Below are 24,923 nucleotides of genomic sequence, written 5' to 3' on the forward strand. Positions count from 1 at the left end.
ACCGAAGTGACAGCCCTGAGGGGCCGGTCATGCCGTCAGCCCTGCGTGCATGACCGCCGCCGCCGCGAGGCCTCGGATGAGGGGATGCGGGCGGCTGCCGTCGTCAGCGAGCTCGGGCTGGAAGAGGGTGGCGAGGAAGAACGGGTGGCCGGGCAGCTCCGCGACGCGCACTTCGCCCTCCGCATCGGTACCGGTGAAGCGCATCCCGCGGGCGCGGAGAAAGTCCACGTGGTATGGGTTGGCACCGTAGTTGCAGTGGTAACGCTCGACGGACTGCTCGGCGCCGATGAGCCGTTCGGCCCGAGAGCCCGCGGCCAGCTCGATCGTGCCCTCGTGGCCGACCAGGGAACAGGCGAGCGGCACCACCACCGCGTCCTTGGCCGGGGTGTCCGGCGTGTTCTCTGCATGCTCCACCGTCGCCAGACCGCACACGTTGCGGGCGTATTCGAGCAGGACATGCTGGAAGCCGGCGCAGGTGCCGAGAAAGGGGATGCGGTGCTCGCGGGCGGTGCGGATGGCCGCGAGGGCCCCGGCCTCGCTGCGGTAGGGGCTGCCGGGCAGCACCCAGACCGCGTCGAACGCGGCGAGTGCCGTGACGTCCGTCGCCTCTTCGGTGGGAATCCAGTAGGCATCCAGATCCAGGCCGTCGCGCTCGCGCAGCGCGTCAAGCAATCCCGGAACGCGCATATGGGACCGGACGTGGGGCGAGCGGTCGCCGACGAGGGCGATGCGGGCGGTATGGGTCATGCCGACCATCCTGAGCCAGCCTGCCGCATCGCGTCCAACGATGATCTCTGCATCCAGTATCAGCAATACTGATGCTCATGGATCCGCAGCAACTCCGCACGTTCGTCTCGGTGGTCGATCACAGGTCCTTCTCCCTCGCGGCGCGGGCTCTCGGGTACACCCAGTCCGCCGTCTCGCAGCACATCGCCGCCCTCGAGGCCGACCTGGACACCCCGCTGGTCACCCGCCGCCCGGTAGCCCCGACCGAGGCGGGCGTACGACTGCTGGAGCACGCCCGTCCGCTGCTGCTCCGCCTGGACGCAGCCCGCGCCGACATCGCGAGGCTGCGACAGGTGCACCCCGGACGGCTCACGCTGGCCTGCACGCCCGGTGCGCTGACGCCCGCCGTCGCGCACGCGGTGGTCCGCCTCCGCACCACGTCCCCGCGGCTCGCCGTCTCGGTACGGACCTGCGGCCGCGGCGAGGCGGTGGAGGCGGTGCTGACCGGAACGGCCGATCTCGCCCTGGTCGACGGCGCGGCGGCACCCAGCGATCCGCTGCCGCTGCCCGACGCCGGGCCCCTCACCGCGTTCGCCATCGCCCAGGAGCCGCTCGCGGTACTGCTGCCCGCCACCCACCCGCTCGCCGGACGGCCCGCACTGCGGCTCGCCGACCTGGCCGCCGCCCGCTGGATCGAAGCCCCGGACGCCGCCGTACCTCTGAGCCACCTGCGGGCCGCCGCCCAAACCGACGGCTTCGGACATCAACTCGCCTATGCCGGAGGCGACATGAGGGGGCTCGGCACTCTGGTAGCCGCCGGAGGCGGGCTCACCACAGCAGCCCTGCCTGCGGCCCGCCACGTCCCGGGCGTCGCCGCCGTGCCGATCTCCGTACCCCGGATCGTGCATCGCGTCGAAGTCCTCCAGCCCCGCTCCTCCACCGGCCCAGCCGCCGAACTCTCCGACATCCTGCGGCCCTCGCAGTGAGCATGCCTGGGCTCAGCCCGCGGCCGAGCCCTTGGTCAGGGCGTCCATGAGGAGGGCGACGAGCCGGCCGGCCTGCTCCCGGGTGGCGTACTGACCGGCGGACAGGGCGATGCCGCCCATGAAGAGCAGCACGTCCTCCGGAGTGATGTCCCCTCGCAGGCTCCCGTCCCGTGCACCGGCCTCCAGGAGGGTCGAGACGGCATCGACGAGGAGGGTGCGGCTGTCTGCGTACGGGTCGACTCCGGAGGCGATGACCGTGTTGAGGGCCTCGGACATGCCGCTCTTGGCCGTCGCGTAGTCGAGGAAGTGTTCCATCCACGCCCGGGTGGCCTCGGCGGCCGTGTGCCCGGGGAGGAGTTCGGCCGCCTTTTCGCATACGAGGGTGAGCCGGCGCCGGTAGGCGGCGTCGATCAGGGCCTCACGGGTCGGGAAGTGGCGGTAGAGCGTGCCGACGCCGACCCCCGCCTGCTTGGCGATGGCGGCCGGAGCGGTGTCCAGGCCCTGCTCGGCGAAGACCTGCGCGGCGACCTCCAGCAGGCGTTCCCGGTTCTGCAGCGCATCGCTCCTGGTCCGGCGCGGTGTTGCGGGCATACGGGCTCCCTCGGCGGCCTCCTGTTGCATTCCGGAATGCGTTCCGGTTAACTGCTTAAGCGGAACGCATTCCGGAATCACTCTATCCGAGGACACCCCTATGCCCACTCCGGCTCTGCCCACTTCGGCTCTGCCCACCCCCGCCGACAAGGCCGTACGTCGCTGGTTCATCACCGGAGCCTCCGGCGGCCTGGGACGCCACCTCACCGAACACGCCCTTCAGCAGGGCGACCGCGTCACCGCGACGGTCCGTCGCCCCGGCGCCCTGGACGACCTGCGCGCCGCGTACGGCGAGCGCCTGACCGTCGAGACCCTCGACGTCACCCGGTCGGCGGACATCGACGAGGTGACCGCCCGCACCCTCGCCTCCGGGCCAGTCGACATCCTCGTCAACAACGCCGGGTACGGCCTGGTGGGCGCCACCGAGGAGATGACCGTCGAGCAGATCCGCGACCAGGTGGAGACCCTCCTGCTCGCTCCGATGCTGATCACCCGGGCCTTCCTGAAGCCGATGCGCGAGCAGGGCGGCGGCCGCGTCATCCAGATCTCCAGCATGGGCGGCCAGGTCGGCTCCCCCGTCTTCAGCGCCTATCACGCGGGCAAGTGGGGGCTGGAGGGCTTCACGGAGGGCGTCAGCCGTGAAGTCTCCGGCTTCGGCATCCACTTCACCCTGGTCGAGCCGGGCGCCACCCGCACCGGCTTCACCTCCGCCCTGCGCTACACCATCGAATCAGCCGCCTACCGGGACAACGCCGTCGGAGAGATGCGGCACTGGCTGGAGGCCGCCGACGACAGCGCCCTCACCGTCGACCCGGCCGCACTCGCCGCCGCCGTCTACGACACCACCCGCCGACCGGCCCCGCCCCTGCGCCTCGCTCTGGGCGCCGACACCTATGACGCCGTCCACGCCGCACTCACCGAACGCCTCGCCGCACTCGAAGCACAGAAGGACCTCGCAGCATCGGTCGCGTTCACCCGCTGAAACCCGGCACTCCCTGTACTCTCTAGTGGTTACTCAGGCACTGCAGGAGAGTGAGAGTGACGTGGAAGAACGCACCTTTCCTTGACTGGGGAGAGCCTGATGGGGACCAAGCAGTTCAGCGGCCTGCCCGAGGACGCAGACCTGGCGCGCGCGGACTCCCTGGCGCGCGAGATCTTCGCGGACGTCGCCAACAAGTGGGCGTTCCTGATCATCGAGTTCCTCGGCGAACGCACCCTGCGCTTCAGCGAACTGCGGGACGAAGTCGAGGGCATCAGCCACAAGATGCTCACCCAGAACCTGCGCATGCTGGAGCGCAACGGCCTGGTCGAGCGGGACGTGCACCCCACCGTGCCGCCGCGGGTCGAGTACACCCTCACCGAGGCGGGCCAGGCTCTGCGGGCCACCGTCGACGGCATGTGCGGCTGGACCCGCCAGTACCTCGGGCACATCGAGTCCTCCCGCGACCGCTTCGACGCCTGACGGGTGCTGCCGGCCCGCTGCCCGACTCCGGGGTCTCAGTCGAGAACCGCGGTGGCGTCGACCTCGACCAGATGACCGGGTACGGCGAGTGCGGCAACGCCCAGCAGAGTGGCAGGCGGGACCGGGGTGGCCCCCAGCTTCGCGGCCGCCGCGGCGATCCCTTCCAGGAACAGAGGCATCTTGTCGGGGGTCAAGTCGACGACATACGCGGTCAGTTTCGCCACGTCATCGAAGGAGGCCCCCACTCCGGCCAGGGCGGTGCCGACGTTGACATAGCACTGCTCGACCTGGACAGCGAGGTCACCTTCGCCGACCGTGACCCCCTCCGCATCCCAGGCGACCTGCCCGGCGATGTGGACCAGCTTCGACCCGGTCGAGACGGACACCTGCCGGTAGACGTCGATCTTCGGCAGTCCTTCGGGGTTCACCAGGGTGACGGCCATGCTGACTCCTTCTCGTGAGAGCGGCTCATCGGTCTCTTGTGGTTACTCAGAAACCGTAAGAGAGTGGCCGCTGACATGGAAGAACGCACTTTTTCGTGACTGGGGAACCTTATGGTGACCTAAGGCGTGATTGAGAAGTAGCGCCGGCCGTCCGGAGGGCGAGACAGGCGGGACTTCTCAAACACTCCCCAGTGTCTGGCAGTTCAGGTGCCGTGGATTTCAGCTGGTCCACACCTTTCAACGGACCGGGCGGCTCAACAGGTGGAGCGGCTCGTGTTGTTCAGGGTGAGGTTCCGGTAGGTGATGTTGGTGCCGCAGGGGCTTTCCCGCAGCGAGGTGTCGTTCAGCGTGAGGTTCTGCAGGGTGATGTCCCGGTTGTTCTCGAACTCCGAGCGGGCCGCGAGCCGTACCTCGCCGCCTCCGCTGATCGTGCCGCCCTGCCCGGCGATGGTCACGTTGTAGCAGTTCTCGATCAGGATCGCGTTGTTGCCGGTGTTGGTGAGCGTCACCCGGTCGATGACCGCGCCGCCGCTCTGGGAGACGCAGAACACCCCGCGTCCGCCGCCGCTCGCGACCACCTCGCCGACGTGGATGTTCGTCGGGTAGCTGCTCCCGACGCGGCCGTTCCCGTTGGCCATGCGGAACGCCGCGTATCCGGTGCCGCTCCCGGTGTTGGCCGCGTCTACCTTGCCGATGTCGGCGTTGACCGTGTCGTTGAGCAGCAGCCCGGAGTAACCGACGTCGCGGGTCGTGACCGTGCCGACGTTGAGCCCGTCCACGCCGTAGGTCTCCACGCCGTGGTTGCCCGCGCCGGAGACGTACACGTCGTCGATGCGGATGTTGCGGGAAGGCTGCGAACGGTCGCCGTGGTTGTCGATCCGGATGCCCAGGCCGCCGGACAGCCGCATGTCGATCTGGCCGAGCACCACGTTGCTGACGTTGCGCATGAAGATCCCGTACAGCGGGCCGCCGGTCAGCCTCAGATGGCCCACCTCGATGTTCGAGGCCCCGCGGGCGTATATCGGCGCTTGGTCACCGGAGCCGGAGCCCGTGACGTTGATCGTGCCGCACACATCGATCCCGGTGTAGCTCGCCAGCGAGACACGGGTGCCAGCACTCATCGAGCCGGAGCCGCGTACCACCACGCGCTCCATGGACGTGCGGTTCGGCGTGAGGCTGCTGACCGCCGCCTGCATCGCGTCCCGCATGTTACCGCCGGTGTAGACGGTGCTGCCGCCGTTGCGGGCCGTCCAGGTGCCGCCGTTCAGCTCGGCCTCCGCCTGGTAGGACCCGCTGCCGCACTCTTCGCTGCCGCCGCCGGAGCCGACCGGGGTGAGGGCCCATTGCTGATTGGCGCCGTCGAGGTCCGAGTACTGCGAGACCCGCGCACCGTCGTCGGTGGACCACTCCCAGACCTCGAGTGCCTTGCCGCTGTGGCGGTTGATGAGCTGGATGTTGCCGTTGCCGGAATCGGTGACGGCGAACTGCTGGTTGGGCGAGTTGCTGTCCGTCCACTGATAGACGTTCGCACCGTCCTCGGTAGACCAGCCCGCGATGTCGAGCACCTTTCCGCTGTGCCGTGATCTGAGGCGGTAGTACCCGTCGCCGGAGCTGACGAACTGCCACTGCTGCCAGGCACCGTCGTTCCTGGGCCACTGAACGATCTCGGCCCCGTCGTGGGTGCCCAGGTTGTACACGTCGAGTGCCTTGCCGCTGTGCTGGTTGGTCAGCACGTACCAGGCACTGGTGTCGATGGCCGCGGCGTGCGCGCGGGGTGCGGGCAGGGCGACGAGGGACACCCCGGCCAGCACGCTGACCAGCAGGGCGGCGAACAGCACTCGCAGGCTGCGCACTCTTCGGAAAGGCATGGCGGCTCCTTCTCACTGAGACAGGGAATCTCGGGAAGCCCGGCCGACACGCGATGAATCGTTTCACTCCAAGGCCGCGTGCAGCGCGGTTGGGAGCGCTCCCATGACCCGGCAAGATATCAGTTTGGTCATGCCCAGGACAACCACTGCGCGGCGGGCGGTCAAAAGGTGTCGAGGCCGTCGACCAGGCGGTTGAGGAAGCGGGTGAAGGTGGCTTCGGGGGTGACGAGGCGTCCGGGGACGGAGAGGGCTTCGGCGAGTTCCGGGTGGTGGCCGTCCGCAGCGACGGCGGCGAGGTGCCCTGGCTGGACGACGTGATGACGCACCCGGACGCCAACGAACTGAACCTCCTCGTGGAGCTGGCCACGTACACGGCGCCGAGCGCGCCGTGAGCAACATGCGGTCTCTCGGAGGAGGTCACAAGATCCTCCTCTTTGACGGCGGCATGCCGTACCGCCTCTCGGTGAAGGCCGCGCTCAACTCCCGGCGGCGGAACCGCGAGGTGGAACGGAAGTAGCCGTGGATCAACAGCCGCACCGTGAGCTGGGGTCGCAGGGCGCAAAGCCGCGCTTCTCGGCGTAGTCGGCCAACAGGCCCGAGGTCCAGCACTTCGTCCACCAGGTCGGCGACAAACCGGGCCAGGTGGTCCTCGAACAGCCCATCCCACCGCGCATAACCTGATCATCGGCATGAAGGACCAGGAACACACGCGGGCGCGGAGCAAAGTGGCGATCGTTCCACTGGTCGGCGTGCGCCTGAACCGCACTTCCGAGAAATTTCGCAGGTCCTTGCTCGGGGATGTCGAAATCGTCGCGCGTGCTTCTACCTATCAGTGAGAGCGCCTGACAGGAGCGCACGAATGTGAGGAGCAGGTCGTGAAGTACATGCTGCTGATGCAGTTCAGCGAGCAGACAGCTGACTTCCCGGAGATCGGGACCTGGAGCGCGGAGGAGCTCAAGGCGCATATCGCGTTCATGAAGGACACCAACAGGAAGCTCGGCGAAGCCGGGGAACTGGTCGACGCCCAGGGTCTGGCGATGCCGGAGACGGCCAGGATCGTCCGCTCCCACGGCGGCGGCGTGCCCGTGGTCACCGAGGGCCCCTACCCTGAGACCAAGGAGTTCCTGGCCGGCTACTGGATCGTCGACTGTGACGAGCCCGAGCGTGCGGTGGAGATCGCCGCGTCCGTCTCGGCCGCACCCGGCCCCGGCGGGAACCCGCTGAACATGCCTATCGAGGTGCGCCAGGTGATGTCGGCACCGCCCGGGGAGATGTGAACACTGGCTGACGCGGACATGAACGCCGACGACCTGCTGCGCGAGCTGGCGCCGCAGGTCGTCGGCGTGCTCACCCGGCGTTTCGGCGACTTCGACGCCGCCGAGGACGCGGTCCAGGAGGCGCTGCTGGCAGCAGCGACCCAATGGCCGAACGAGGGAGTGCCCCGCAATCCGCGAGGATGGCTGATCCAGGTCGCAAGCCGCCGCATGACCGAGCAGGTGCGCAGCGAGCAGGCCAGGCGCCGCCGCGAAGATCTCGCAGCCAGGCGGATGTCGGCCGACCGGCAGTCCGCGCCCGCGGCGGACGCACAGGACCCCGCCGGGCGGGACGACACCCTCGTCCTGCTGCTCATGTGCTGCCACCCCGCGTTGTCGCCGGCGGCGGCAATCGCATTGACCCTGCGCTCGGTGGGAGGTCTGACCACAGCCGAGATCGCCCGCGCCTTCCTCGTGCCCGAGACGACCATGGCGCAGCGGATCAGCCGGGCCAAGCAGCGCATCAAGGCCTCCGGAATCCCCTTCGGCATGCCGGACCGTGAGGACTGGGCGCCTCGACTCGACGCGGCATTGCACGTCCTGTACCTCATCTTCACCGAGGGCTCCACCACCAGCAGCGGCCCCGACCTGCTGCGCCCCGAGCTCTCACGGGAAGCGATCCGGCTGGCCAGGGCAGTGCACCAGATACTTCCCGACGACAACGAGGTGACCGGGCTGCTCGCGCTGATGCTGCTCACCGACGCCCGGAGCCCGGCGCGCACAGGCCCGGGCGGCGAGCTCATCCAGCTGGCCGAACAGGACCGCAGTCTGTGGGACGAGAAGGCGATCGCCCAGGGAGTCGCGCTTGTCACCGAAGCCTTGGCCACGGGCCCCGTCGGCCCCTACCAGATCCAAGCGGCGGTAGCCGCAGTTCACGACGAGGCGGCGACGGTCGAGGAGACCGACTGGCCCCAGATCCTCGCGCTGTACGGAGTGCTGGAACACATGTCGCCCAATCCCCTGGTCTCGCTCAACCGCGCCGTCGCTGCCGCCATGGTGCACGGCCCGGCCGCCGGCCTCGACATGCTGAGGGTCCTGGAGTCCGACGGACGCCTGGCGGAGCACCATCACCTGTACGCCGCCAGGGCCCACCTCCTGGAGATGGCCGGCGATCTTCAGGCCGCGATCGAGAGCTACCGCGCAGCCGCAAACCGTACGACCAGCCTGCCGGAACGGCACTACCTCACCATCCGCGCCGCCCAGCTCGCCGCCCCGCCCACGTAGGCCCCGACACAAGACGCGGCGCGCAGGCCAGGAACGTCACTGAGCACGGCACCCGCCACGCGAAGCGCTCTCTCGCCAACTGAAGCAGTCACAGCCGGTTACCGGGACACGCTCCTGGCCGAGGCGAGGGGCTGCCGCTGCTCGCTCTGGGGGCTCGCACCGTCCCGGCCCCATTCCTCTCAGGCAGCCCCGGCGGTGCGCACGCGCACCGCCGGGGGCACATCGCCCACCCGAGAAGGGGTAACACCCGCCTCGCGGCGGCCCAGCAAGATCCAGACGAGAGACCCTAGCGGCGCAGCGCTGCCGCGCCCGCGTACTGGGCGCTGTCGCCCAACTGCTCCTCGATGCGGGTGAGTTGGTTGTACTTGGCGGTGCGGTCGGAGCGGGACAGTGATCCGGTCTTGATCTGGCCGCAACCCGTGGCCACCGCCAGGTCCGCGATCGTCGTGTCCTCCGTCTCTCCCGAGCGGTGCGACATGACGACGGTGTAGCCCGCCCGGTGGGCGGCGTTGACGGTGGCCAGGGACTCCGTCAGGGTGCCGATCTGGTTGACCTTCACCAGGACCGAGTTGGCGACGCCGGAGCCGATGCCCTCTCGCAGGAGGGTCTCGTTCGTGCAGAACACGTCGTCACCGGTGAGCTGGCAGCCCGCACCGACCCGTGCGGTCAGGTCCCGCCACCCTGGCAGGTCGTCCTCGGCCATCGGGTCCTCGATCGACACGATGGGGTAGGCGTCGATCAGCTTGACCAAATAGTCGGCGTGTTCGGCGGGTGTGCGCCGTACTCCTTCCCCGGTGTAGTCGTAGACGCCTTCGCGGAAGAACTCGGACGACGCCGGGTCCATGACCAGGCCGACGTCCGTGCCCGGCCGGTAACCCGTGCGCTCGACGGCGGTCATCACGAAGTCGAGGGCCTCCTCGGCGGTGCGCAGGGCGGGTGCGAAGCCGCCCTCGTCGCCCACGCCCGTGGAGTGCCCGGCGGCGAGGAGGTCGCGGCGCAGGGTGTGGAAGATCTCGGACCCCATCCGCACGGCCTCGGCGAAGGTCTCCGCGCCGATCGGGGCGATCATGAACTCCTGGAAGTCCAGGGGATTGTCGGCGTGCGCACCCCCGTTGACGATGTTCATCATCGGTACGGGCAGCAGCCGGGCGTCGGAGCCGCCGAGGTAGCGGTAGAGCGGCAGGCGGTGGGCGGCGGCTGCGGCCTTGGCGGTGGCCAGGGAGACTCCGAGGATCGCGTTGGCGCCGAGCCTGGACTTGGCGGGGGTGCCGTCCGTGGCGACGAGGGTGGCGTCGAGGCCGGCCTGGTCTTCGGCCTCGCGGCCGGTGACGGCGGCTGCCAGCTCCGTGTTGACGTGGCGTACCGCGTGGTCGACGCCCTTGCCGTGCCAGCGGGCCGGGTCGCCGTCGCGGAGCTCGACGGCCTCGCGGGCGCCGGTCGAAGCGCCGGAGGGGACTGCGGCCCGGCCGATGGAGCCGTCCGCCAGTTCCACGTCCACTTCGACGGTGGGGTTGCCCCTGCTGTCGAGGATGCGGCGGCCGGTGACGGAGGTGATGGCGGTCATGGGAACCCTTCCCGTTGTCGCATGCGTGCCGGGGTTCGGCTGCGGCGACGGTGGCGCTGGACCCGGCGCAGAACACTCTACAGCAATGCTGTCCAGTTGTGCTGTTTAGTTTGGCTGTTCAGTGATGCTGCGCAGTTCTGCTGTGCAGCGCTGTGCTGCGTTAAAGTTCGGTATGCCCCTTCCGGAATCCGCCGCCGTCGCGGCCGAACTGCGCACCGCGATGGGAAAGCTCACGCGGCGCGTGAAGCTCGAGGACCAGATGCCGCTCGGTCAGGTGGCCGTCCTCGGTGCGCTGGACCGCAGCGGTGCGATGACCACCAGCGAACTGGCGGCCGATCAGCGGGTACGCCCGCAGTCCATGGCCCGAGCCGTCGGACTGCTCATGGAGCAGGGGCTGATCACGCGCCGGGCACATCCGACCGACGGCCGCAAGAGCCTGGTCGAGCTCTCCTCTGCGGGGCAGGCGCTACTGGAGGAGGAGCGGGGGCGCAGGGCGGATTGGCTTGCGCGGGCGATCGAGGCGGAATTGACGGGCGAGGAGCGGGAGTTGCTGGCACGCGGGATCGGGCTGGTGGAGAGGCTCGCGGCGCGCTAGGGTCTCTCGGCGGCCGAGCCGACCACGGGCGAACTGTTCGCACGCGATCGCGCCTCATACGCAGCCCGCCGACGCGTCTCCTCGGCGGTGACTTCCCCGATCGGGCGTTCATGCAGGGGTCGCCGAGCACCAGCCCCGCCGCTGTCAGAATCCGATGGCTTCGCGGAGCAGCAGAACGGTGCCGCGTCCAGGGCGGTGTTCCGCGTTGAGGATGAGAAGGCGGTTGATGACGCTGGGCCACCCGTGGGCTTCCTGCGTGCGGGCGGTTTCCAGCGGGAGGCAGTGGTCTTCGACGCGCCGCAGCGCGGTGTCCAGGTCGGGCACCACCTTCTGCGCCCCGACGATCCAGATCGCGCGGGCGGCGCCGCCGGCGTAGCCGGGCAGCTGGCTTCCGCTGCCCGAGGCGATGACGAGGGAGCCGGTTTCGGTGAGGGCGGCGACGCTGCCCACGATGACGTCGGGGCTGGCGAGCAGCCGCCGGATGTCGTCGGCGCCGGTGACGCGGTCCATGGCCAGGACTCGTGGCTTGATGGCCTGGTACCGTCCGCCGGCGTTGATGTCCTCATCGATGCCGGACAGACGGAGCGTCTCGCTGGACCCGGTGAACACGCTGGCGCCCTCCGGTATCAGCTCTGCGATGCGGGTACGCGCGGCGGCCACGTCGTCGAGGATCTCCACGGTGAAACCGTGCACGGTCAGCGCAGTGGCCGCCCGCTCCAGGCGCAGTGCGGGCGCCGGGTCGGCGAACGGTGTTACCGGCATCGGGCTAGTCATGAGGTCTGAGCTTCCTGTTCGCTGGGTGACGTGTTCGTCTCACCAGTTCGACAACACAGCCCCTCCGAATGTGAGGTGACGCACCGGCCTCACGTTCCGGTGCGCTGTCTTTTCGAACTGGTGAGGACAGATGCGACCAAGGGAGCCGTCGGCACCATGACCACCCGATCCGGGCCCAGGACACGGCCGGCCCGATCCGGGCCTGGACGTGATCATGAGCGAGCGGCTTCAGCTGATCAACACCGCCTACCGGCTCCTGGGTTCTCTGGCCGAGGCCGAGGACTCCGTCCAAGAGGCCTACGCCCGCTGGTACGCCATGCGCCTGGGGCAGCGGGACGTCATCGAGTCCCCCGGCGCCCGGCTGACGACGGTCGCCAGCCGCATCTGCCGCAACTGGCTCGGCTCCGCCCGAGCCCGGCGCGTGACCTACGTGGGCGAATGGATCCCCGAGCCACTGCCCGAACCTGCGGAGTGGAGCACCGGGCGGCCGGACGGCACCACCGGTGACCCGGCCGACCGGGTCACCCTCGACGAGTCGAAGGCGGCGAGCAGATCGCGCACGCCTGGATCGAACTCGCCCGCCGGAGGCCCGGCGGCATGACGTGCCTGGAACGTACGGTCAACGGTCAGCCCGGTCTGGTGGCTCAGCAAGGCGGCGTCACCGTGACGGTGTTCGCGTTCGACGTCGCCTGGGCCGCGAAGGCGAGTTCAGTGCGCCGGATTGCTGCGCAGCTTGCGCCGCTCCCAGCGGCTGGGGTGGCGGATGACTACTCCCGCCATTCCGGCGGACCCGGTGAGCCGGATCAGTGGAGTTCCCGGGAGCCGGTCGGGAGTGGTCTTGTCCGTAAAGCCGCCTACGCCGGGATCCATGCCGCTGGTGTCTGCGGCCCAGGCGTCGGGGATGACGATCGTGACACCAGCCATCTCCCCGTACGCCTCGACTGCGACCTCGGTGAGGCGGCACTGAACCCGGGTGAAGTCGACCTTGACGCCGCCCATGCCTCCGCGAGCGACCACGTGCCCGGGAACCTCCCAGCGCCCGGGACCTCGCGAAGCGCCATGCATGCCGCCCTTGAGCACCAGCGGCGGCCGGCTCTCAGAGCTATGCAGCCTCGGCAAGTCGGCGGTCAGGACGGCCAGTTCGGCGTGAGTCTTGGACTTCAGCGCCTGCTCCAGGCGCGTATCCAGCTCATCGAGATCGATTCGCCCCTCGGCTGCCGCATCGCGCAACTGCTCCACCACCGCTTCCCGGTCGTCATGAGAGGCGCGGAGCTCTCCCGAAGGAGCAGGGCGCGGAGATGGCTCCGAAGGATGGGCAGTCATGGCCACAAGGATAAGCGGCCGGCGGGCCGGGTGGCCCGGACTGCGCTTGACCTTGTCGCTGCGACAAGGTCTCTACTGGTGCCATGCGGATCGGAGAACTCGCCGGCGTGGCCGGCATCACGACACGCGCCGTGCGGCACTACCATCGCATCGGCCTGCTGCCCGAGCCCCCACGGCAACCCAACGGCTACCGTGAGTACTCGCTGCGCGATGCCGTCGAGCTCGCCCGCATCCGCCGCCTCACGGAGTTGGGGCTGAGTCTGGACGAGGTCCGCGATGTCCTCGCCGAGGACGTCGGCAAGGATCTGGCCGAGGTACTCACCGAACTCGACGCGGATCTGGCACGCCAGGAGGAGTCCGTCCGGGAGCGACGCGCCCGCCTGGCGCAGCTGCTGCGGCAGACCGATGAAGGCGGCACGCTGTCCGCCGAGGCGCCGGTTTCTCCCGCGCTCGCCGCGCTGTTCGACGACATGGAACGTACCTCGGCCCGGCTCCCCGGGCCGGAGCCCGCGATGGCGGTCAAGGAGCGCGAACTGCTGGCGCTGCTGGAGACCGGCTCCCCGGGCGGTGACCGCGGCTGGCTCGACGGCATGATGCACGCGCTGAGGTCCGATCCGGAGGCCATCACGCGGGCGTACGCCGTCTACACCCAGCTCGACGAGCTGGCGGGGGCGTCTGAGGATGATCCTCGGGTGGAGACCACAGCCCGTGCAATCGTCCGCAGCATGCCGGAGGGGGTGCTCGAGGCGATGACTGCGCCAAGCGGCCAGGAGCCGGAGGCGGCGGGTGCCGGTTTCGAAGCGGCGTTCTTCGCGGACTTCGCGCCGGCACAGGCCGCGGCGATACGCCGCGCCATCCAGCTGTTGCAGGAGCGGACGCGATGAAGGCGCTGCGCAAGGCGGTGCGGTGGTCGTTCGCCGCCGTGGTGCCCGGCGAACTGGTGCTGGTGGTCTGCCTGGTGTCCGGGGCAGGCATGGCACCGGCGGCGCGCATCGCCGTGGAACTGGCGGTACTCGTCGTCATGGTGGCCTCGGCCACGCTGCTGGCGCTGGACTGTCACCACCACCGGCGCGGCGGCATGGGCTGGCGCCAGGCCGTCCTCGCTGCCGTCGCGGACTCGGTGCCCGTTTCTGTACGCAGGCTCATCGCCCACGAGTTGAGGCTCTCGACCAGCTTTCTGCGCTGGATCACGCGGCACGGGCCGCACGGCGTGCGCGAGGGCGACACGGCGGTGGCGTATGCCTCAGGGCAGGCGGCTGTGAGGTACGGCTTCCTCTTCGTCTGCGTCGTGGAGACGGTGGCCCTCGCCTATCTGATCCCCTGGCCCGTGGTGCACGCGATCGTCCTCGTTCTCGACGTCTGGGGCGTGTACTTCATCATCGCCCTGCATGCCTCCTGCGTCGTACGCCCGCACGTCATCGGCGCCGACGGCGCGCTGTGGCTGCGTTACGGAGTGCTGCTCGACATCCGCATCCCCGCTGAGCACATAGCCTCCGCCCGCGTCGAACGCCGCTTCCCCGAGAGCCGGCTGGCAGCCGTGGACGAGGACGGCGGTGCGGACCTCGCCGTGGGCGCCCAGACGACGGTCACCGTGCAACTGACGGAGCCGGTCTCCTACACCCGGCCGCTGGGGAAGCCCGCGCAGGCCCGCACCTTCCGCTACTACGCCGAGGACCCGGCATCCGCTGTCGCGGAACTCCGTGCACGCGCGGCTTTCGACGGGACGTGAGGCGGCGGCTCCACGTCCGTCGCCAGGCGGGCGTGGCGCTCGACGTCGTAACGCACGCCGTCGTGTTCGAGCTTCTGCCGTTCCGGGCCTCGACGGCGAAGCCCGCGGCACAAGCCACGCCGCATGAGGCCGCGTTGTTCACCCGGTGCCCCAACTCCAGGCGGAACAGGCCCGCCTCGTCGAAGCACCAGCGGGCGAGAGCGCGACAGGCCCGGGAGGCGCCCCCTGCCTGCCCGCGCATGAGGGGATCCGCGAACGCGGCCCTCACCGACGTGGCGTCCGGGAACGTCCACCGCCACAGCACCAGCCCCGGCGAAGCCTCCGCACGCTCATCCGATTCTGCGGGCGAGGGTGAGGCCGTCGGCGAGGGGCAGCATCACGGATTCGACGCGGCTGTCCGCGCGGACCCGTTCGTTGAAGGACCGGATGGCGCGCGCGTTGCCCTCCGCTCCGGCGTCTGCCGCCTCTCCTCGGTACAGCACGTTGTCCGCGAGGAGCAGACCACCGGGGCGGACCAGCGGAACGAGCAGTTCCCAGTAGGTCTCGTAGCCGGGTTTGTCCGCGTCCAGGAACACCATGTCGATCACCGGGTCCGCGGGCAGGCCGCGCAGCGTCTCGGCCGCCGGGCCGAGCCGGAGTTCGATGCGGTCGGCGACTCCGGCCTCCTGCCAGGCGTCGCGGGCGACGGAGGTCCACTCCTCGGAGACGTCGCAGGTGATCACTCTGCCGCCGGTGGGCAGCCCGAGCGCGAACGCCAGCGTCGAGTACCCCGTGAAGGTGCCGACTTCGAGGATGAGGCCCGGCCGGACGATGCTGGTGAGGAAGGTCAGGAAGGCGGCTTGCTCGTGCGGGACCTGCATTCCGGCCACACCACCGCCGAGGGACCTGGTGCGCTCTATGAGCTGGGCCTGCACGGCGCTCGGGGGCGTGGCCTGCTCCAGCAGATAGTCGTACACCTCGGGCGTCATCGGCACGGTCTTCGTCGCGCCTGCCAGGTGGCGGGGCTGCATGCCGGCCCCGGCCCCGGCGTTGGTGTTGATGTTGGTGTTGGTGTGGTTCACAGGCACGGTCCCTTCGCGCGTCAGCGCCGGGTGGATGACGACTCCAGGATCACCCGGCGCCCGCCGACGTGGCCACCCGGGGCAGGTACGGGCACGCACTGCACGCAGTGCGTGCCACGGTGGCTGCGAACCGTCACATCCCCCGCTCCTTCGGGCCCCCGCTGACGCTGGAGCCGCGGACGACGAGTTCGGGTCGGAGGACGATCTGCTGGTGCCGGTGGTGCCGGGCCGCGTCGCCGGTCTCCTCCATGAGGAGTTCGGCGGCGATACGGCCCATCCGCTGGGCGGGCTGGCGCACCGAGGTCAGCGGCACCGCGGCCGCCGAGGCGAACTCGATGTCGTCGTAGCCCACCAGGGCGATCTCCTCCGGCACCGAGACGCCCGCCCCGTAGAGCACCTGGAGCACTCCGAGAGCCAGCAGGTCGTTGGCGCAGAACACGGCCGTCGGCCGTGGTGACATGCCCAGCAGCCGTGCGGCCGCGTCGCGTCCGGCCTCCGCGTCCCGACCCGCGGTGTCCTCCAGCCCGCCGGTCTCGATATGACGGAGCCTGGATCTCGGCAGGCCCCACCTCTCGATCATCCCCAGCGCTCCGGTGTACCGGTCCTGGCACTGGGTCAGCCGCATGGGGCCGCTGATGTACGCGATGTCCCGGTGTCCTTGTTCCAGCAGGTGGCGGACTGCCAGGCCGCCGCCCATCACGTCGTCGACGGAGACCGAGCAGCCCTCCTCGCTGGGCTGCGCCCGGTCGACGAAGACGACGGGGGTGCCACGGCGGCGGAAGTCGGCGAGCTCGCGGCCGCTCCCGTCGACGGGGGTGACGAGTACACCCCGTACCCGCTGCTCAGCGAAGAGTGAGAGGTATCCGGCCTCCTCCCCCGGGCTCTGCGCGCTGTTGCACAGCATCACCCAGAGGCCCGCCTCGCGCGCCGCCCGCTCCGCGCCGGAGGCGACATCGACGAAGAACGGGTTGGCCATGTCCAGTACCAGCAGGGAGATGATCCGGCTCTGGCCCGCCCGCAGCTGCCGCGCCGACTCGCTGCGGACGTAGCCGAGCCGTTCTATGACGGCCAGGACGCGTACCCGGGTCTGCTCGGAGACGTTCTCCGGCCGGTTGATGACGTTGGAGACCGTGCCCACCGACACTCCGGCCTGCTGGGCGACCTCCTTGATACCTACCGATCCGGCCATCAAGCGGTGACCTCGACCAGCTCCAGTCCGCTGAGGCCGGCAAGCGCCCGCAGCTCGGGCAGCAGCCGTCCGGTGGCCAGAGCCCAGTGGTGGCCGATGCCGCTGGCGCTCCAGGCGTCGGTCCACTCGCCGGGGTCGGCGCCGAAGTCGACTCGGGAGGTGGTGTTTCCGATCGACAGCAGCGGCCCGCCGACGACCTCTCCCTCGGCCGCGATCAGCCGGTAGCGGCCGTCGCGGGTCTGGCCGACGCCGACCAGTGTCACCGGGCCGTGCTTGACGTCGAACTCCACCGAGACGCCCCAGCCGCGCTTGCCGTGGTAGACGCCGAGGCCGCGCAGCAGCGGCTTGTTCTCGCTGATCGCCAGGTGTCCTGGGCCGTCGTGCCCCATCTCGACGACGCCGTCCCGGAAGTTGAGCGCCTGCAGTTCGGTGAAGGAGCCGCCGGCGCCCAGCCGGTCGCAGATGAGCATGGCGAGTGAGGTGCGCAGCTCGAATTCGCCGGCCGCGGGGATGCCGCGGGCGGTGAGCAGTGAGGAGCCGAGGATCATGCCGGCGCCGAGGCGTTCGTGGATCTCGCCGTCCAGCCCGCGGTGGTAGTAGGCGAGCGAGTCGAGGTCGAAGTCGGCGACGAGCCGGTCGAGTCCGGCCGCGACCGTGGCGGCCCACCGGAGATCCTCGTCGATGACCGAGCCGTCGACCGCGAAGGTCTCACGGGTCTCGGCGAGCTTGGCGGCCGTCTCCTCCTCGGTGACCTGCTCGACGCGCGTGCGCAGGTCGTCGAACTCCAGGACCTCGACGTGTCCGCCGAAGCTGCCGGGGACCATGGTGAGGTCGGTGGAGACGTCGTACATGCCGGGGTAGAGGTGCCCCATCAGGCCGTGGCGGCCGTTGCGGAGCACGGAGCGCACGCCCGCCGCCCGTATCCACCTGCCGATGCGCTGCCAGGCCCGCTCGTCCTCGAGGTGTCCGGAGACGGAGCGGAAGTCGACTCCCACTCGTTCGAACGCGTTCGCCATCTCCGGCAGCGGGCAGGCGCCGCAGTAGGCGAGCCACTGGCCGGTGTCAAAGGCGGCGTGGTCCATCGCCTCGGTGGGCTGGAGGTTGACGAGCAGCACCGGGGCGTCGCTGCGCTGGGCGATGGGCACCAGCATGGTGGCGGTCATGTAGGTGGTGAGGAAGCCGACGATGAGGTCGCAGTCGGCCTCGCGCAGCCTCGCCGCCGCGGCGGCGCCTTCCTCGGCGTCCGAGATGAAGCCGACGTCGATGACCTCGGCGTCGAACTCCCGCACGCGCTCGGCGACCCGGACGGCGGACCGTTCGAGCTGCGGCAGCAGGTCGGGGAACTGCGGCCAGTAGGCGCCGAGTCCGCCCGCGACCAGGCCGATCCTCGGCTTGCGGGCGACCGCCGGGGTGCGTGGGATGCCCGGGGCGCGTGCCGTGCTCGGCGTGCGTGTCGTCGTGGTGGTCGTGGTGGTCATGGTGAGCAGTCTCCTCTCTTACCGGGGCAGGGCGAAGTCGATGACGCGGATGGGCGAGGGTGTCGTGCCGCTGGAGCGGCGCTGGTACATGAACGACAGCACTCCGTCCTGGGCGAGCCGGGTCTCGTCGAGGACGATCTCGCCGAAGGCGTTCAGTTCGCGGCCGTTGTAGAGGGTCTTCCAGTCGGTCCAGCCCGACGCGCGGGAGGCGGCGACGATCCGGCCGTAGGGCATGATCGCGTACGCGTTGTCGTAGGCGTCGAAGGCGAGCTTGGTGCGCTGGGTGGAGTCGAGCGGGACGTCGATCTCGGTCTTGTGCCAGTTGCCCTCGTCGTCCTTGTGGAGGTGGAAGACGCGGCCGTCGGCTGTCCTGTCCCGGACGTAGTCGGTGGTGCACTGCCCGAAGCGCCCGGGGACGTAGCTGACGAGGGCGTGCGGACGGTTCGCCGAGTCGGTGGCCTGGGTCTCCTGGTTCATCAGCGAGTGGTCGGGCCCCAGCGGGTCGGCGACGGTGCCGGGGTCGCCGACCGCGACGAGATCGCTGCCGCCGGTGGTGCCGATCACGGTGCCCTCGGCGTTGCGCCAGGTGCGGCCGCGGTCGGTGGAGTGCACATAGCCGGTGTCGTGGTTGCTGAGCCCGCCCGGTGCGCACATCACGGCGCCGTTCCCCTCGCGCCAGGTGTAGAAGGCGTGCAGGGTGCCGTCGGTGTCGTAGTCGATGCCGTGGAGGTACATGTTGCGGCGGTCGCTGGAGCCGTGCCGGGTCGTGTAGGTGCCCGACGAGCTGGACCACTCGCCGAGCACGCTCCAGGTGTCGCCGTCGTATTCGGCCAGGGCGTTGCGCCCGTTTCCGGAGATGCCCACCCGGTAGCTGAGCTGGAGCGCGCCTTCGGGGGTGGCGACGAACTGGGGGTAGGTGAACTGGTCGGTGAGGTTGAGGCCGTCGAGCGTGGTCTGTACGGGCCCGAAGCCGGCGGCCGTCCAGTCGTGGCCGCCGGGGTCGTTCATCAGCCCGGCGGCGGACTTCACGTAGAAGAGGCTGTCGCTGTGCGCGTCCATCAGGATGTGCATCCGGCCGTCTGCCTTGGAGACGCCCATCGAGATGACGTTGTGCGAGTCGTCGGACTTGAGCCGGTGGCCCAGCTTGACGGTCTGCCACCGGCTGTCTCTCGCGGCAGACTCCAGCTTCCTCCGGCCGATGACGGCGCTGCGGTCGGCGGTGTACCAGGCGGCGTACTGGTAGCCCTGGTGGGTGAGTACTCCGTTCTTCTGGAAGGAGTTGTTGTTGACGAGGCCGTCATAGGAGACGAAGTAGAGGGCCTCGTCGTCCAGCCGGGTGTCGGCCAGTTTCTCGACAAAGGGCCCGGGGGCGGCGGCCGGGCCGGTGCCGGCCCGGACCGCGCCCGCGGGGAGCGCCGCGGTGGTGGCGAGGAGTGCTCCGACAGCCAGCACGGCGGTGGGGAGTCTCATCAGGTGATTCCTAGTCGAGGTGGAAGACTTCGGTCAGTGGGCGCATCGCCTCGTCGGGCTGGGCGCCGTCCAGGGCCTCGAAGTAGTCCGCCATCTGGGCCTGCCAGCGGGCGTTGACTCCGGTGGCGGCCATCGCGGCCTGGGCGGCGGCGAAGTCCTCGGTCTCCAGGTAGCCGACGAGCAGGCCGTCCTCGCGCAGGAAGAGCGAGTAGTTGCGCCAGCCGGATTCGGCAAGTGCCGCGCGCATCTCGGGCCACACGTCGGCGTGCCGCTCGCGGTACTCCTCGAGCCGGTCTGTTCGCACCTTCAGCAGAAAGCAGACGCGCCGCACCTTTTCTCCCGCCGCTCAGAAGTCGAAGTCGTCGATGTTCTTCTTGTCGAAGACGGTGGGCGGGCCGAGGATGACCTCGCCGTCCTTGCCGATCTCGTACTCGCCGAGCTTCCCGGCCTTGAACTTCTCGCCCTCCGCGCCGGTGATCTGCCCGGAGGCCAGCGCCGCCGCCGCGTACGAGCCGAGGTAGCCCAGTTCCTCCGGGTTCCAGAGGGAGAACTGCTCGACGGTGCCGTCCTTGATGTACTTGCGCATCTGGTTCGGGGTGCCGAGGCCGTTGACGATGACCTTGCCCTTGTACGAGGAGGAGCTGACGTAGCGCGCGGCGGCGGCGATGCCGACGGTGGTGGGCGAGACGATCGCCTTCAGCTTGGGGTGGGACTTGAGCAGGCCCTGGGCTTCCTGGAAGGACTTCTGGTCGTCGTCGTTGCCGTAGCGGGTGTCGACCAGTTTCATGTCCTTGTATTCGGGCTTCTTCAGCTCCTTCTTCATGTACTCGATCCAGGTGTTCTGGTTGGTGGCGTTCTGGGTGGCCGACAGGATGGCGAGCTCACCCTTGTAGTCCATCTGCTTGGCGACGTGCTGGATCTGGGAGCGGCCGATCTCCTCGGAACTCGCCTGGTTGATGAACATCTGCCGGCAGTCCTTGGAGGTGTCCGAGTCGTAGGCGACGACCTTGATGTCCTGCTTCATCGCCTGCTTGAGCGGGCCGCAGACCGCCTTGGGGTCGTTGGCGGCGATGAGGATCGCGTCCTGCCGCTGCTGGATGAGGGTGTTGATGTAGGAGACCTGGGAAGACGCCTTGGCGTCGGAGGGTCCGACCTCCTTGCCCGTGCCCTTGTACTCCTCGGCGGCCTCGATGCCCGCCTTGTTGACGATCTTGGAGTAGGGGTTGTTGATCTGCTTGGGGAGGAAGGCGACCTTGAGTCCCTCCTTCAGCGGGGCGTCCGGGTCGGCTTTGGCGTCCGAGGTCTTGGCATTGGCGTCGCCGCTCGAATCGTCCTTGGTGGTGCCGCCGCAGCCGGTGAGGGTGACGGCGAGTGCGCCGGCCACGGCGGTCGCCGCGAAGGCGGCCCGGCGGGTACGGGCGTGCGGGTGCGTCATTGCGGTGCCTTTCGGGTGATGCGCTCCTGGGGGGCGCGCTCTTGGGGCGGGCGTTGCCGGGGTGGGCGTTGTTGGGGCGGACCGCTGCCGGGCGGCTCGCTGCCGGATGTGCCGCTGCCCGGCGGCGGGTTCAGGCGTTGCCGCCGTTCGGAGAGCACGGCGATGAGCCGCGGGGTGAGGACGGAGGCGATCAGCAGCAGCCCGGTGACGATGACCCGGATCTCGTTGGAGATGTCGTTCAGCGTGAGGAGGTTGTTGAGCAGGCCGATCAGCAGCACTCCGGCGACCGCGCCGCCGAGCGTGCCCTTGCCGCCGTTGAAGTCGATGCCGCCGAGCAGCACGGAGGCGATGACGACGAGTTCGAGGCCGAGCCCGTTGTCGGCGCGGGCGCTGCCGTAGCGGAGGGTGTAGACGATTCCGGCGAAGGCAGACATCACTCCCGTGAGGACGAAGAGCAGCAGCTTGATGCGCCGCACCCGGATGCCCGCGAAGTAGGCGGCGTCCTCCTGCGCGCCGATCGCGAACAGTGACCGGCCGAAGCCGGTGCTGTGGAGCACGATCGCGGTGATCACCGCGAGCACGGCGAACAGGGCGATCGGATAGGGGATGAAGGTGCCCGGCACGGTCTCGAGGTGGGTGGCCCACTGGGAGTAGGTCTCCGGGAAGTCGGCGACCGCCTTGTTGCCGAGGATCACGGAGGCAAGACCCCGGTAGAGGGTGAGGGTGCCGATGGTCACCGCGAGCGAGGGCAGCCCGACGCGGGTGACCAGCCAGCCGTTGAGCAGTCCGCCGGCCATGCCGACCAGCAGACAGACGGGCAGGATCATCTCGAAGGTCCAGCCGGCGTCCCACAGCGCGCCGGCCAGCGCGCTGGAGAGCCCGAGCATGGAGGCGACCGACAGGTCGACCTGCCCGGCGACGACCAGCAGGGTCATCGGCAGCGCGATCAGGGCGATTTCGGCGGTGTCGTTGAGCGCCGCGGAGAGGTTGCCGGTGCTGCCGAAACCCTCGGTGCTGCCGGTCCCCGCGAGGAAGACGGCGATGAGCAGCACCCCGACGACGGTGTCCCAGCGCAGGAACTTTCCCAGTCCGGTCACTTCCTGCTCCTCTTCCTGAGTGCACTGGTCGTGCGCGTGTGCACGATGCGGTCAGTGGTGATGGCCGCGAGCAGCAGTACGCCGGTGATGGCCTGCTGCCAGAAGGAGTTGACCTTGAGGACGACCAGGACGCTGCCGATGGTGGTGAGCAGCGTCGCGCCCAGGGCGGCGCCCCAGACGGAGCCGACACCGCCGGTGATGGCCACGCCGCCGACGACGACGGCGCTGACGACGGTCAGCTCCCAGCCGTTCGCCGGGTCGGCGACGACGGTGCCGAAGCGGGCCAGCCACAGCGCGCCCGCGAGCCCGGCGACGGCGCCGGAGAAGAGATACGCGCCGAGCACCCGGCGGCGGATCGGGATCCCGGCGAGCCGGGCGGCCTCCGGGTTGGAGCCGATCGCGTACAGCTCGCGACCGCTGCGGTAGGTCCGCAGGTAGTAGGCGGTGGCCACCAGGACGGCGACCGCGATGAGCGGCAGATACGGCACGCCCAGGACGTTGCCGCTGCCCAGTTCCAGGATGGGGTCCGGCACGTTGGCGGCGCTGATCTGTCCGCCGTCGGCCCAGTAGTAGCCGATGCCCTGGATGACGTAGAGCATGCCGAGTGTGACGACCAGGGCCGGCACCCGGCCGAAGCTGACCAGGGCGCCGCTGACGAGTCCGCACAGTGCGCCGAGGGCGATGCCGAGGAGCACCATGGTGGCGGCGCTGTGGTCGCTGCCGGAGACGAAGCTTCCGCAGGCGAAGGCCGAGAGGCCGACCACCGATCCGACGGATAGGTCGATGTTGCGGGTGAGGACGACGACGGCCTGGCCGACGGCGAGCAGCAGCAGGATGGAGGAGTTGAGCAGGAGGTCCTGGGTGCCCTGGCTGTCCAGGAAGCTGGGGTTGGTGATCCAGGTGACGAGGATCAGCAGCACCAGGGCGCCGCCGATGCTGAACTCGCGGGCGCGCAGCAGCGCCTCGGCGAGGGCGCGCGCGGAGCGGCCCGGTGTGCCGGGGCCTGGTGGCGCTTCCTCGCCCTGCCGGGTCTTCCGGGGTGTGGTGATCACGCCGCTTCCTCCCCGCTGCCGCCGTTGCGCCCGGTGGCCGCGGCCATCACGGAAGCCTCGGTTGCCTCGTCGCGCGGGATCTCGGCGACCAGCCGTCCCTCGTGCATGACCAGCACCCGGTCGGCCATACCGAGTACCTCCGGCAGGTCGGAGGAGACCATCAGTACGGCGAGTCCTTCGGCGGCGAGGCTGGACAGCAGCCGGTGGACTTCCGCTTTGGTGCCGACGTCGATGCCGCGGGTGGGCTCGTCGACGATGAGCACGGACGGCTCGGTTGCCAGCCACTTGGCGAGCACGACCTTCTGCTGATTGCCGCCGGAGAGCACCTCGACGGTGTCGGAGAGGCGGTTGTACTTGAGCTGGAGCTTGGTCGCCCAGTCGGTGGCCCGCCCGCGCTCCAGGGTGCGGCGCACCAGTCCGGCCCGGCCGAGTTCGTCCAGGCCTGTCAGTCCGATGTTGCGTTCGATGGACATCTCCATCACCAGCCCGCGCTGCCGCCGGTCCTCGGGGACGAGCGCGATCCCGGCGTCCATCGCTGCGGTGGGTGAGCCGGGCGGCAGTGTCCTGCCGTTCACCTCGACGGCGCCCGCGTCGGCGCGGTCGACGCCGAAGACGGCCTGGACGACCTCGCTGCGTCCGGCGCCCACCAGCCCGGCGAGCGCCACGATCTCTCCGCGCCGGACCTCGAAGGACACGTCGAAGAAGACACCCTCCCGGGTCAGCCGGCGCACCGAGAGCGCGCACTCGCCGATGCGGGTGTCCTGCTTGGGGTAGAGCTCGTCGAGGTCGCGGCCGACCATCCGGTGCACCAGATCGTCCTCCGTGAGGTCTGCCAGCGGCTCGGAGGCGATCCAGCAGCCGTCGCGCAAGGTGGTGACACGCTGGCAGAGCTGGAAGATCTCCTCCAGACGGTGCGAGATGAACAGCACGGCCGCGCCCTCGGCGCGCAGTGTCCGCACCACCGAGAAGAGCCTGGCGGTCTCGCTGCCGGTCAGCGCCGCAGTCGGCTCGTCCATGATCAGTACGCGGGCGTCGAAGGAGAGCGCCTTGGCGATCTCGACGATCTGCTGGTCGGCGATGGAGAGGCCGCGGGCGGGCCGCTTGGGGTCGAGGTCGACGCCGAGCCGCCGCATCAGGGCCGCGGTCGCCTCGTGCACGGCCGCGTGATCGATCCGCCCGAAGGAGCGGAGCGGCTGCCGGCTCATGAAGATGTTCTCCGCGATCGTCAGATCGGCGAAGAGTGTGGGCTCCTGGTAGATGACGGCGATGCCCGCGTCCCGGGCGTCGGCGGGGCCCTGGAAGTCGACGGGCTCACCGTCGAGCAGCACGGTGCCGGTGTCCGGCCGGTGCACTCCGGCGAGCGTCTTGATGAGGGTGGACTTACCGGCTCCGTTCTCCCCCGCGAGGGCGTGCGCTTCGCCGGAGTAGAGCCGCAGGGAGACTTCGCGCAGGGCACGTACGGCACCGAACGACTTGCTGACGTCGGTGAGCGCCAGGACGGGGACCGGGTCGCCCGTCTCGGACTGTTTCATGAGAGCTCCAG

The 24,923-nt window shown here is 69.8% G+C and carries 24 protein-coding genes and 6 pseudogenes; 10 read left to right on the plus strand and 20 right to left on the minus strand.

Translation table 11 applies throughout. The features are described 5' to 3' along the window. Positions 1-27: 27 nt before the first annotated feature. Positions 28-747 carry a CTP synthase C-terminal region-related (seleno)protein gene (locus tag LHJ74_RS02450; RefSeq protein ID WP_260215735.1) on the minus strand — a complete coding sequence of 240 codons (720 nt, stop codon included), beginning with the start codon at positions 745-747 and terminating at the stop codon, positions 28-30. A gap of 77 nt (positions 748-824) precedes the next feature. Here LHJ74_RS02450 and LHJ74_RS02455 point away from each other — a divergent pair, with 77 nt between their 5' ends. Continuing rightward, on the plus strand, positions 825-1,712 hold the full coding sequence (locus tag LHJ74_RS02455) for a LysR family transcriptional regulator (protein ID WP_260215736.1): 888 nt from the start codon (positions 825-827) through the stop codon (positions 1,710-1,712). A 12-nt stretch (positions 1,713-1,724) separates the two neighbouring features. Here the strand turns inward: LHJ74_RS02455 and LHJ74_RS02460 are convergent, their stop codons facing one another. After that, entirely contained in the window at positions 1,725-2,303 is a 579-nt protein-coding gene (locus LHJ74_RS02460) for a TetR/AcrR family transcriptional regulator (RefSeq protein ID WP_260215737.1), read from the minus strand. A gap of 100 nt (positions 2,304-2,403) precedes the next feature. Here LHJ74_RS02460 and LHJ74_RS02465 point away from each other — a divergent pair, with 100 nt between their 5' ends. Together LHJ74_RS02465 and LHJ74_RS02470 are read left to right on the plus strand one after the other, a co-directional pair. Then, positions 2,404-3,285: an SDR family oxidoreductase gene (locus LHJ74_RS02465; RefSeq protein ID WP_260215738.1), complete on the plus strand. Its 882-nt coding sequence runs from the start codon at positions 2,404-2,406 to the stop codon at positions 3,283-3,285. Between the two features lie 99 nt (positions 3,286-3,384). Next, a complete protein-coding gene (locus LHJ74_RS02470; RefSeq protein WP_260215739.1) occupies positions 3,385-3,765 on the plus strand; it encodes a winged helix-turn-helix transcriptional regulator in 381 nt (126 codons plus the stop codon). A gap of 35 nt (positions 3,766-3,800) precedes the next feature. On the opposite strand, the gene LHJ74_RS02475 is transcribed toward LHJ74_RS02470, so the two are convergent. The 5 genes and pseudogenes from LHJ74_RS02475 to LHJ74_RS02490 form a co-directional block, all read right to left on the minus strand. Next, positions 3,801-4,208, minus strand: coding sequence for a RidA family protein (locus LHJ74_RS02475; RefSeq protein WP_260215740.1), 408 nt, complete (start codon positions 4,206-4,208; stop codon positions 3,801-3,803). Between the two features lie 254 nt (positions 4,209-4,462). Then, positions 4,463-5,679: pseudogene (locus LHJ74_RS02480) on the minus strand (hypothetical protein). After that, a pseudogene (locus LHJ74_RS34325) lies at positions 5,585-6,076 on the minus strand (RICIN domain-containing protein); the annotation flags it as partial. The pseudogenes LHJ74_RS34325 and LHJ74_RS02480, both read right to left, overlap by 95 nt. A 161-nt stretch (positions 6,077-6,237) precedes the next feature. Then, a pseudogene (locus tag LHJ74_RS02485) lies at positions 6,238-6,375 on the minus strand (TetR/AcrR family transcriptional regulator); the annotation flags it as partial. Between the two features lie 172 nt (positions 6,376-6,547). Continuing rightward, positions 6,548-6,739, minus strand: a pseudogene (locus LHJ74_RS02490) (hypothetical protein); the annotation flags it as partial. Positions 6,740-6,765: 26 nt separating this feature from the next. Here LHJ74_RS02490 and LHJ74_RS02495 point away from each other — a divergent pair. The 3 genes from LHJ74_RS02495 to LHJ74_RS02505 are packed head-to-tail and all read left to right on the plus strand — an operon-like array spanning position 6,766 to position 8,613. Then, a complete protein-coding gene (locus LHJ74_RS02495) occupies positions 6,766-6,912 on the plus strand; it encodes a hypothetical protein (RefSeq protein WP_260215742.1) in 147 nt (48 codons plus the stop codon). 48 nt (positions 6,913-6,960) lie between these two features. Then, positions 6,961-7,353, plus strand: a complete 393-nt coding sequence (locus tag LHJ74_RS02500) for a YciI family protein (protein WP_260215944.1) — start codon at positions 6,961-6,963, stop codon at positions 7,351-7,353. Between the two features lie 18 nt (positions 7,354-7,371). After that, a complete protein-coding gene (locus LHJ74_RS02505) occupies positions 7,372-8,613 on the plus strand; it encodes an RNA polymerase sigma factor (protein WP_260215743.1) in 1,242 nt (413 codons plus the stop codon). A gap of 286 nt (positions 8,614-8,899) precedes the next feature. Here LHJ74_RS02505 and eno read toward each other — a convergent pair whose 3' ends face one another. Continuing rightward, positions 8,900-10,177 carry a phosphopyruvate hydratase gene (eno, locus tag LHJ74_RS02510; RefSeq protein ID WP_260215744.1) on the minus strand — a complete coding sequence of 426 codons (1,278 nt, stop codon included), beginning with the start codon at positions 10,175-10,177 and terminating at the stop codon, positions 8,900-8,902. 172 nt (positions 10,178-10,349) lie between these two features. On the opposite strand from eno, the gene LHJ74_RS02515 reads away from it, so the two are divergent. After that, a complete protein-coding gene (locus LHJ74_RS02515; RefSeq protein WP_260215745.1) occupies positions 10,350-10,772 on the plus strand; it encodes a MarR family winged helix-turn-helix transcriptional regulator in 423 nt (140 codons plus the stop codon). Positions 10,773-10,916: 144 nt separating this feature from the next. Here the strand turns inward: LHJ74_RS02515 and LHJ74_RS02520 are convergent, their stop codons facing one another. Then, a complete protein-coding gene (locus LHJ74_RS02520) occupies positions 10,917-11,534 on the minus strand; it encodes an LUD domain-containing protein (protein WP_260215746.1) in 618 nt (205 codons plus the stop codon). A gap of 226 nt (positions 11,535-11,760) precedes the next feature. Here LHJ74_RS02520 and LHJ74_RS02525 point away from each other — a divergent pair. After that, positions 11,761-12,084 (plus strand): annotated as a pseudogene (locus LHJ74_RS02525) (sigma factor); the annotation flags it as partial. Positions 12,085-12,254: 170 nt separating this feature from the next. Here LHJ74_RS02525 and LHJ74_RS02530 read toward each other — a convergent pair. After that, complete coding sequence (locus tag LHJ74_RS02530; protein ID WP_260215747.1) at positions 12,255-12,869, minus strand: DUF1707 SHOCT-like domain-containing protein; 615 nt, start codon at positions 12,867-12,869, stop codon at positions 12,255-12,257. An 83-nt stretch (positions 12,870-12,952) separates the two neighbouring features. Here LHJ74_RS02530 and LHJ74_RS02535 point away from each other — a divergent pair, with 83 nt between their 5' ends. Together LHJ74_RS02535 and LHJ74_RS02540 are read left to right on the plus strand one after the other, a co-directional pair. Beyond that, on the plus strand, positions 12,953-13,753 hold the full coding sequence (locus tag LHJ74_RS02535; protein WP_260215748.1) for a MerR family transcriptional regulator: 801 nt from the start codon (positions 12,953-12,955) through the stop codon (positions 13,751-13,753). Further along, the gene (locus LHJ74_RS02540; protein WP_260215749.1) at positions 13,750-14,598 is read left to right on the plus strand and encodes a hypothetical protein; all 849 of its coding nucleotides are present in this window, start codon (positions 13,750-13,752) and stop codon (positions 14,596-14,598) included. Before LHJ74_RS02535 ends, LHJ74_RS02540 begins: the two co-directional genes overlap by 4 nt. An 11-nt stretch (positions 14,599-14,609) precedes the next feature. On the opposite strand, the pseudogene LHJ74_RS02545 reads toward LHJ74_RS02540, so the two are convergent. The 10 genes and pseudogenes from LHJ74_RS02545 to LHJ74_RS02590 all read right to left on the minus strand — a co-directional run. Then, positions 14,610-14,809, minus strand: a pseudogene (locus LHJ74_RS02545) (GNAT family N-acetyltransferase); the annotation flags it as partial. A gap of 118 nt (positions 14,810-14,927) precedes the next feature. Then, on the minus strand, positions 14,928-15,608 hold the full coding sequence (locus LHJ74_RS02550; RefSeq protein WP_260215945.1) for an O-methyltransferase: 681 nt from the start codon (positions 15,606-15,608) through the stop codon (positions 14,928-14,930). A 184-nt stretch (positions 15,609-15,792) separates the two neighbouring features. After that, positions 15,793-16,848, minus strand: coding sequence for a LacI family DNA-binding transcriptional regulator (locus tag LHJ74_RS02555; RefSeq protein WP_260215750.1), 1,056 nt, complete (start codon positions 16,846-16,848; stop codon positions 15,793-15,795). After that, positions 16,848-18,326 (minus strand): L-fucose/L-arabinose isomerase family protein, encoded by a 1,479-nt coding sequence (locus LHJ74_RS02560; RefSeq protein WP_260215752.1) that lies wholly within the window; start codon positions 18,324-18,326, stop codon positions 16,848-16,850. The genes LHJ74_RS02555 and LHJ74_RS02560 overlap by 1 nt, the downstream gene beginning before the upstream one ends. Before the next feature lie 18 nt (positions 18,327-18,344). After that, positions 18,345-19,796: a BNR repeat-containing protein gene (locus tag LHJ74_RS02565; protein ID WP_260215753.1), complete on the minus strand. Its 1,452-nt coding sequence runs from the start codon at positions 19,794-19,796 to the stop codon at positions 18,345-18,347. Between the two features lie 10 nt (positions 19,797-19,806). Continuing rightward, entirely contained in the window at positions 19,807-20,127 is a 321-nt protein-coding gene (locus tag LHJ74_RS02570; protein WP_260215754.1) for an L-rhamnose mutarotase, read from the minus strand. 15 nt (positions 20,128-20,142) lie between these two features. Further along, positions 20,143-21,231, minus strand: a complete 1,089-nt coding sequence (gene rhaS / locus LHJ74_RS02575; protein ID WP_260215755.1) for a rhamnose ABC transporter substrate-binding protein — start codon at positions 21,229-21,231, stop codon at positions 20,143-20,145. Then, positions 21,228-22,328 (minus strand): ABC transporter permease, encoded by a 1,101-nt coding sequence (locus LHJ74_RS02580; protein WP_260215756.1) that lies wholly within the window; start codon positions 22,326-22,328, stop codon positions 21,228-21,230. Before LHJ74_RS02580 ends, rhaS begins: the two co-directional genes overlap by 4 nt. After that, on the minus strand, positions 22,325-23,377 hold the full coding sequence (locus LHJ74_RS02585; protein ID WP_260215946.1) for an ABC transporter permease: 1,053 nt from the start codon (positions 23,375-23,377) through the stop codon (positions 22,325-22,327). Before LHJ74_RS02585 ends, LHJ74_RS02580 begins: the two co-directional genes overlap by 4 nt. After that, the gene (locus LHJ74_RS02590) at positions 23,377-24,912 is read right to left on the minus strand and encodes a sugar ABC transporter ATP-binding protein (protein ID WP_260215757.1); all 1,536 of its coding nucleotides are present in this window, start codon (positions 24,910-24,912) and stop codon (positions 23,377-23,379) included. Before LHJ74_RS02590 ends, LHJ74_RS02585 begins: the two co-directional genes overlap by 1 nt. Positions 24,913-24,923 lie beyond the last annotated feature (11 nt).

The organism is Streptomyces gossypii (genome assembly GCF_025165795.1).
GTDB classification, from domain to species: domain Bacteria; phylum Actinomycetota; class Actinomycetes; order Streptomycetales; family Streptomycetaceae; genus Streptomyces; species Streptomyces gossypii.

Bases quoted from the DNA above. Each gene is read 5' to 3' on its own strand.
- LHJ74_RS02450 (WP_260215735.1), bottom strand. From the start codon at position 747: ATGACCCATACCGCCCGCATCGCCCTCGTCGGCGACCGCTCGCCCCAC.
- LHJ74_RS02520 (WP_260215746.1), bottom strand. From the start codon at position 11,534: ATGCCGGTAACACCGTTCGCCGACCCGGCGCCCGCACTGCGCCTGGAG.
- LHJ74_RS02470 (WP_260215739.1), top strand. From the start codon at position 3,385: ATGGGGACCAAGCAGTTCAGCGGCCTGCCCGAGGACGCAGACCTGGCG.
- LHJ74_RS02550 (WP_260215945.1), bottom strand. From the start codon at position 15,608: ATGCAGCCCCGCCACCTGGCAGGCGCGACGAAGACCGTGCCGATGACG.
- LHJ74_RS02495 (WP_260215742.1), top strand. From the start codon at position 6,766: ATGAAGGACCAGGAACACACGCGGGCGCGGAGCAAAGTGGCGATCGTT.
- LHJ74_RS02505 (WP_260215743.1), top strand. From the start codon at position 7,372: ATGAACGCCGACGACCTGCTGCGCGAGCTGGCGCCGCAGGTCGTCGGC.
- LHJ74_RS02565 (WP_260215753.1), bottom strand. From the start codon at position 19,796: ATGAGACTCCCCACCGCCGTGCTGGCTGTCGGAGCACTCCTCGCCACC.
- LHJ74_RS02540 (WP_260215749.1), top strand. From the start codon at position 13,750: ATGAAGGCGCTGCGCAAGGCGGTGCGGTGGTCGTTCGCCGCCGTGGTG.
- LHJ74_RS02535 (WP_260215748.1), top strand. From the start codon at position 12,953: ATGCGGATCGGAGAACTCGCCGGCGTGGCCGGCATCACGACACGCGCC.
- rhaS (WP_260215755.1), bottom strand. From the start codon at position 21,231: ATGACGCACCCGCACGCCCGTACCCGCCGGGCCGCCTTCGCGGCGACC.
- LHJ74_RS02555 (WP_260215750.1), bottom strand. From the start codon at position 16,848: ATGGCCGGATCGGTAGGTATCAAGGAGGTCGCCCAGCAGGCCGGAGTG.
- LHJ74_RS02515 (WP_260215745.1), top strand. From the start codon at position 10,350: ATGCCCCTTCCGGAATCCGCCGCCGTCGCGGCCGAACTGCGCACCGCG.
- LHJ74_RS02455 (WP_260215736.1), top strand. From the start codon at position 825: ATGGATCCGCAGCAACTCCGCACGTTCGTCTCGGTGGTCGATCACAGG.
- LHJ74_RS02500 (WP_260215944.1), top strand. From the start codon at position 6,961: ATGCTGCTGATGCAGTTCAGCGAGCAGACAGCTGACTTCCCGGAGATC.
- LHJ74_RS02590 (WP_260215757.1), bottom strand. From the start codon at position 24,912: ATGAAACAGTCCGAGACGGGCGACCCGGTCCCCGTCCTGGCGCTCACC.
- eno (WP_260215744.1), bottom strand. From the start codon at position 10,177: ATGACCGCCATCACCTCCGTCACCGGCCGCCGCATCCTCGACAGCAGG.
- LHJ74_RS02465 (WP_260215738.1), top strand. From the start codon at position 2,404: ATGCCCACTCCGGCTCTGCCCACTTCGGCTCTGCCCACCCCCGCCGAC.
- LHJ74_RS02560 (WP_260215752.1), bottom strand. From the start codon at position 18,326: ATGACCACCACGACCACCACGACGACACGCACGCCGAGCACGGCACGC.
- LHJ74_RS02475 (WP_260215740.1), bottom strand. From the start codon at position 4,208: ATGGCCGTCACCCTGGTGAACCCCGAAGGACTGCCGAAGATCGACGTC.
- LHJ74_RS02460 (WP_260215737.1), bottom strand. From the start codon at position 2,303: ATGCCCGCAACACCGCGCCGGACCAGGAGCGATGCGCTGCAGAACCGG.
- LHJ74_RS02530 (WP_260215747.1), bottom strand. From the start codon at position 12,869: ATGACTGCCCATCCTTCGGAGCCATCTCCGCGCCCTGCTCCTTCGGGA.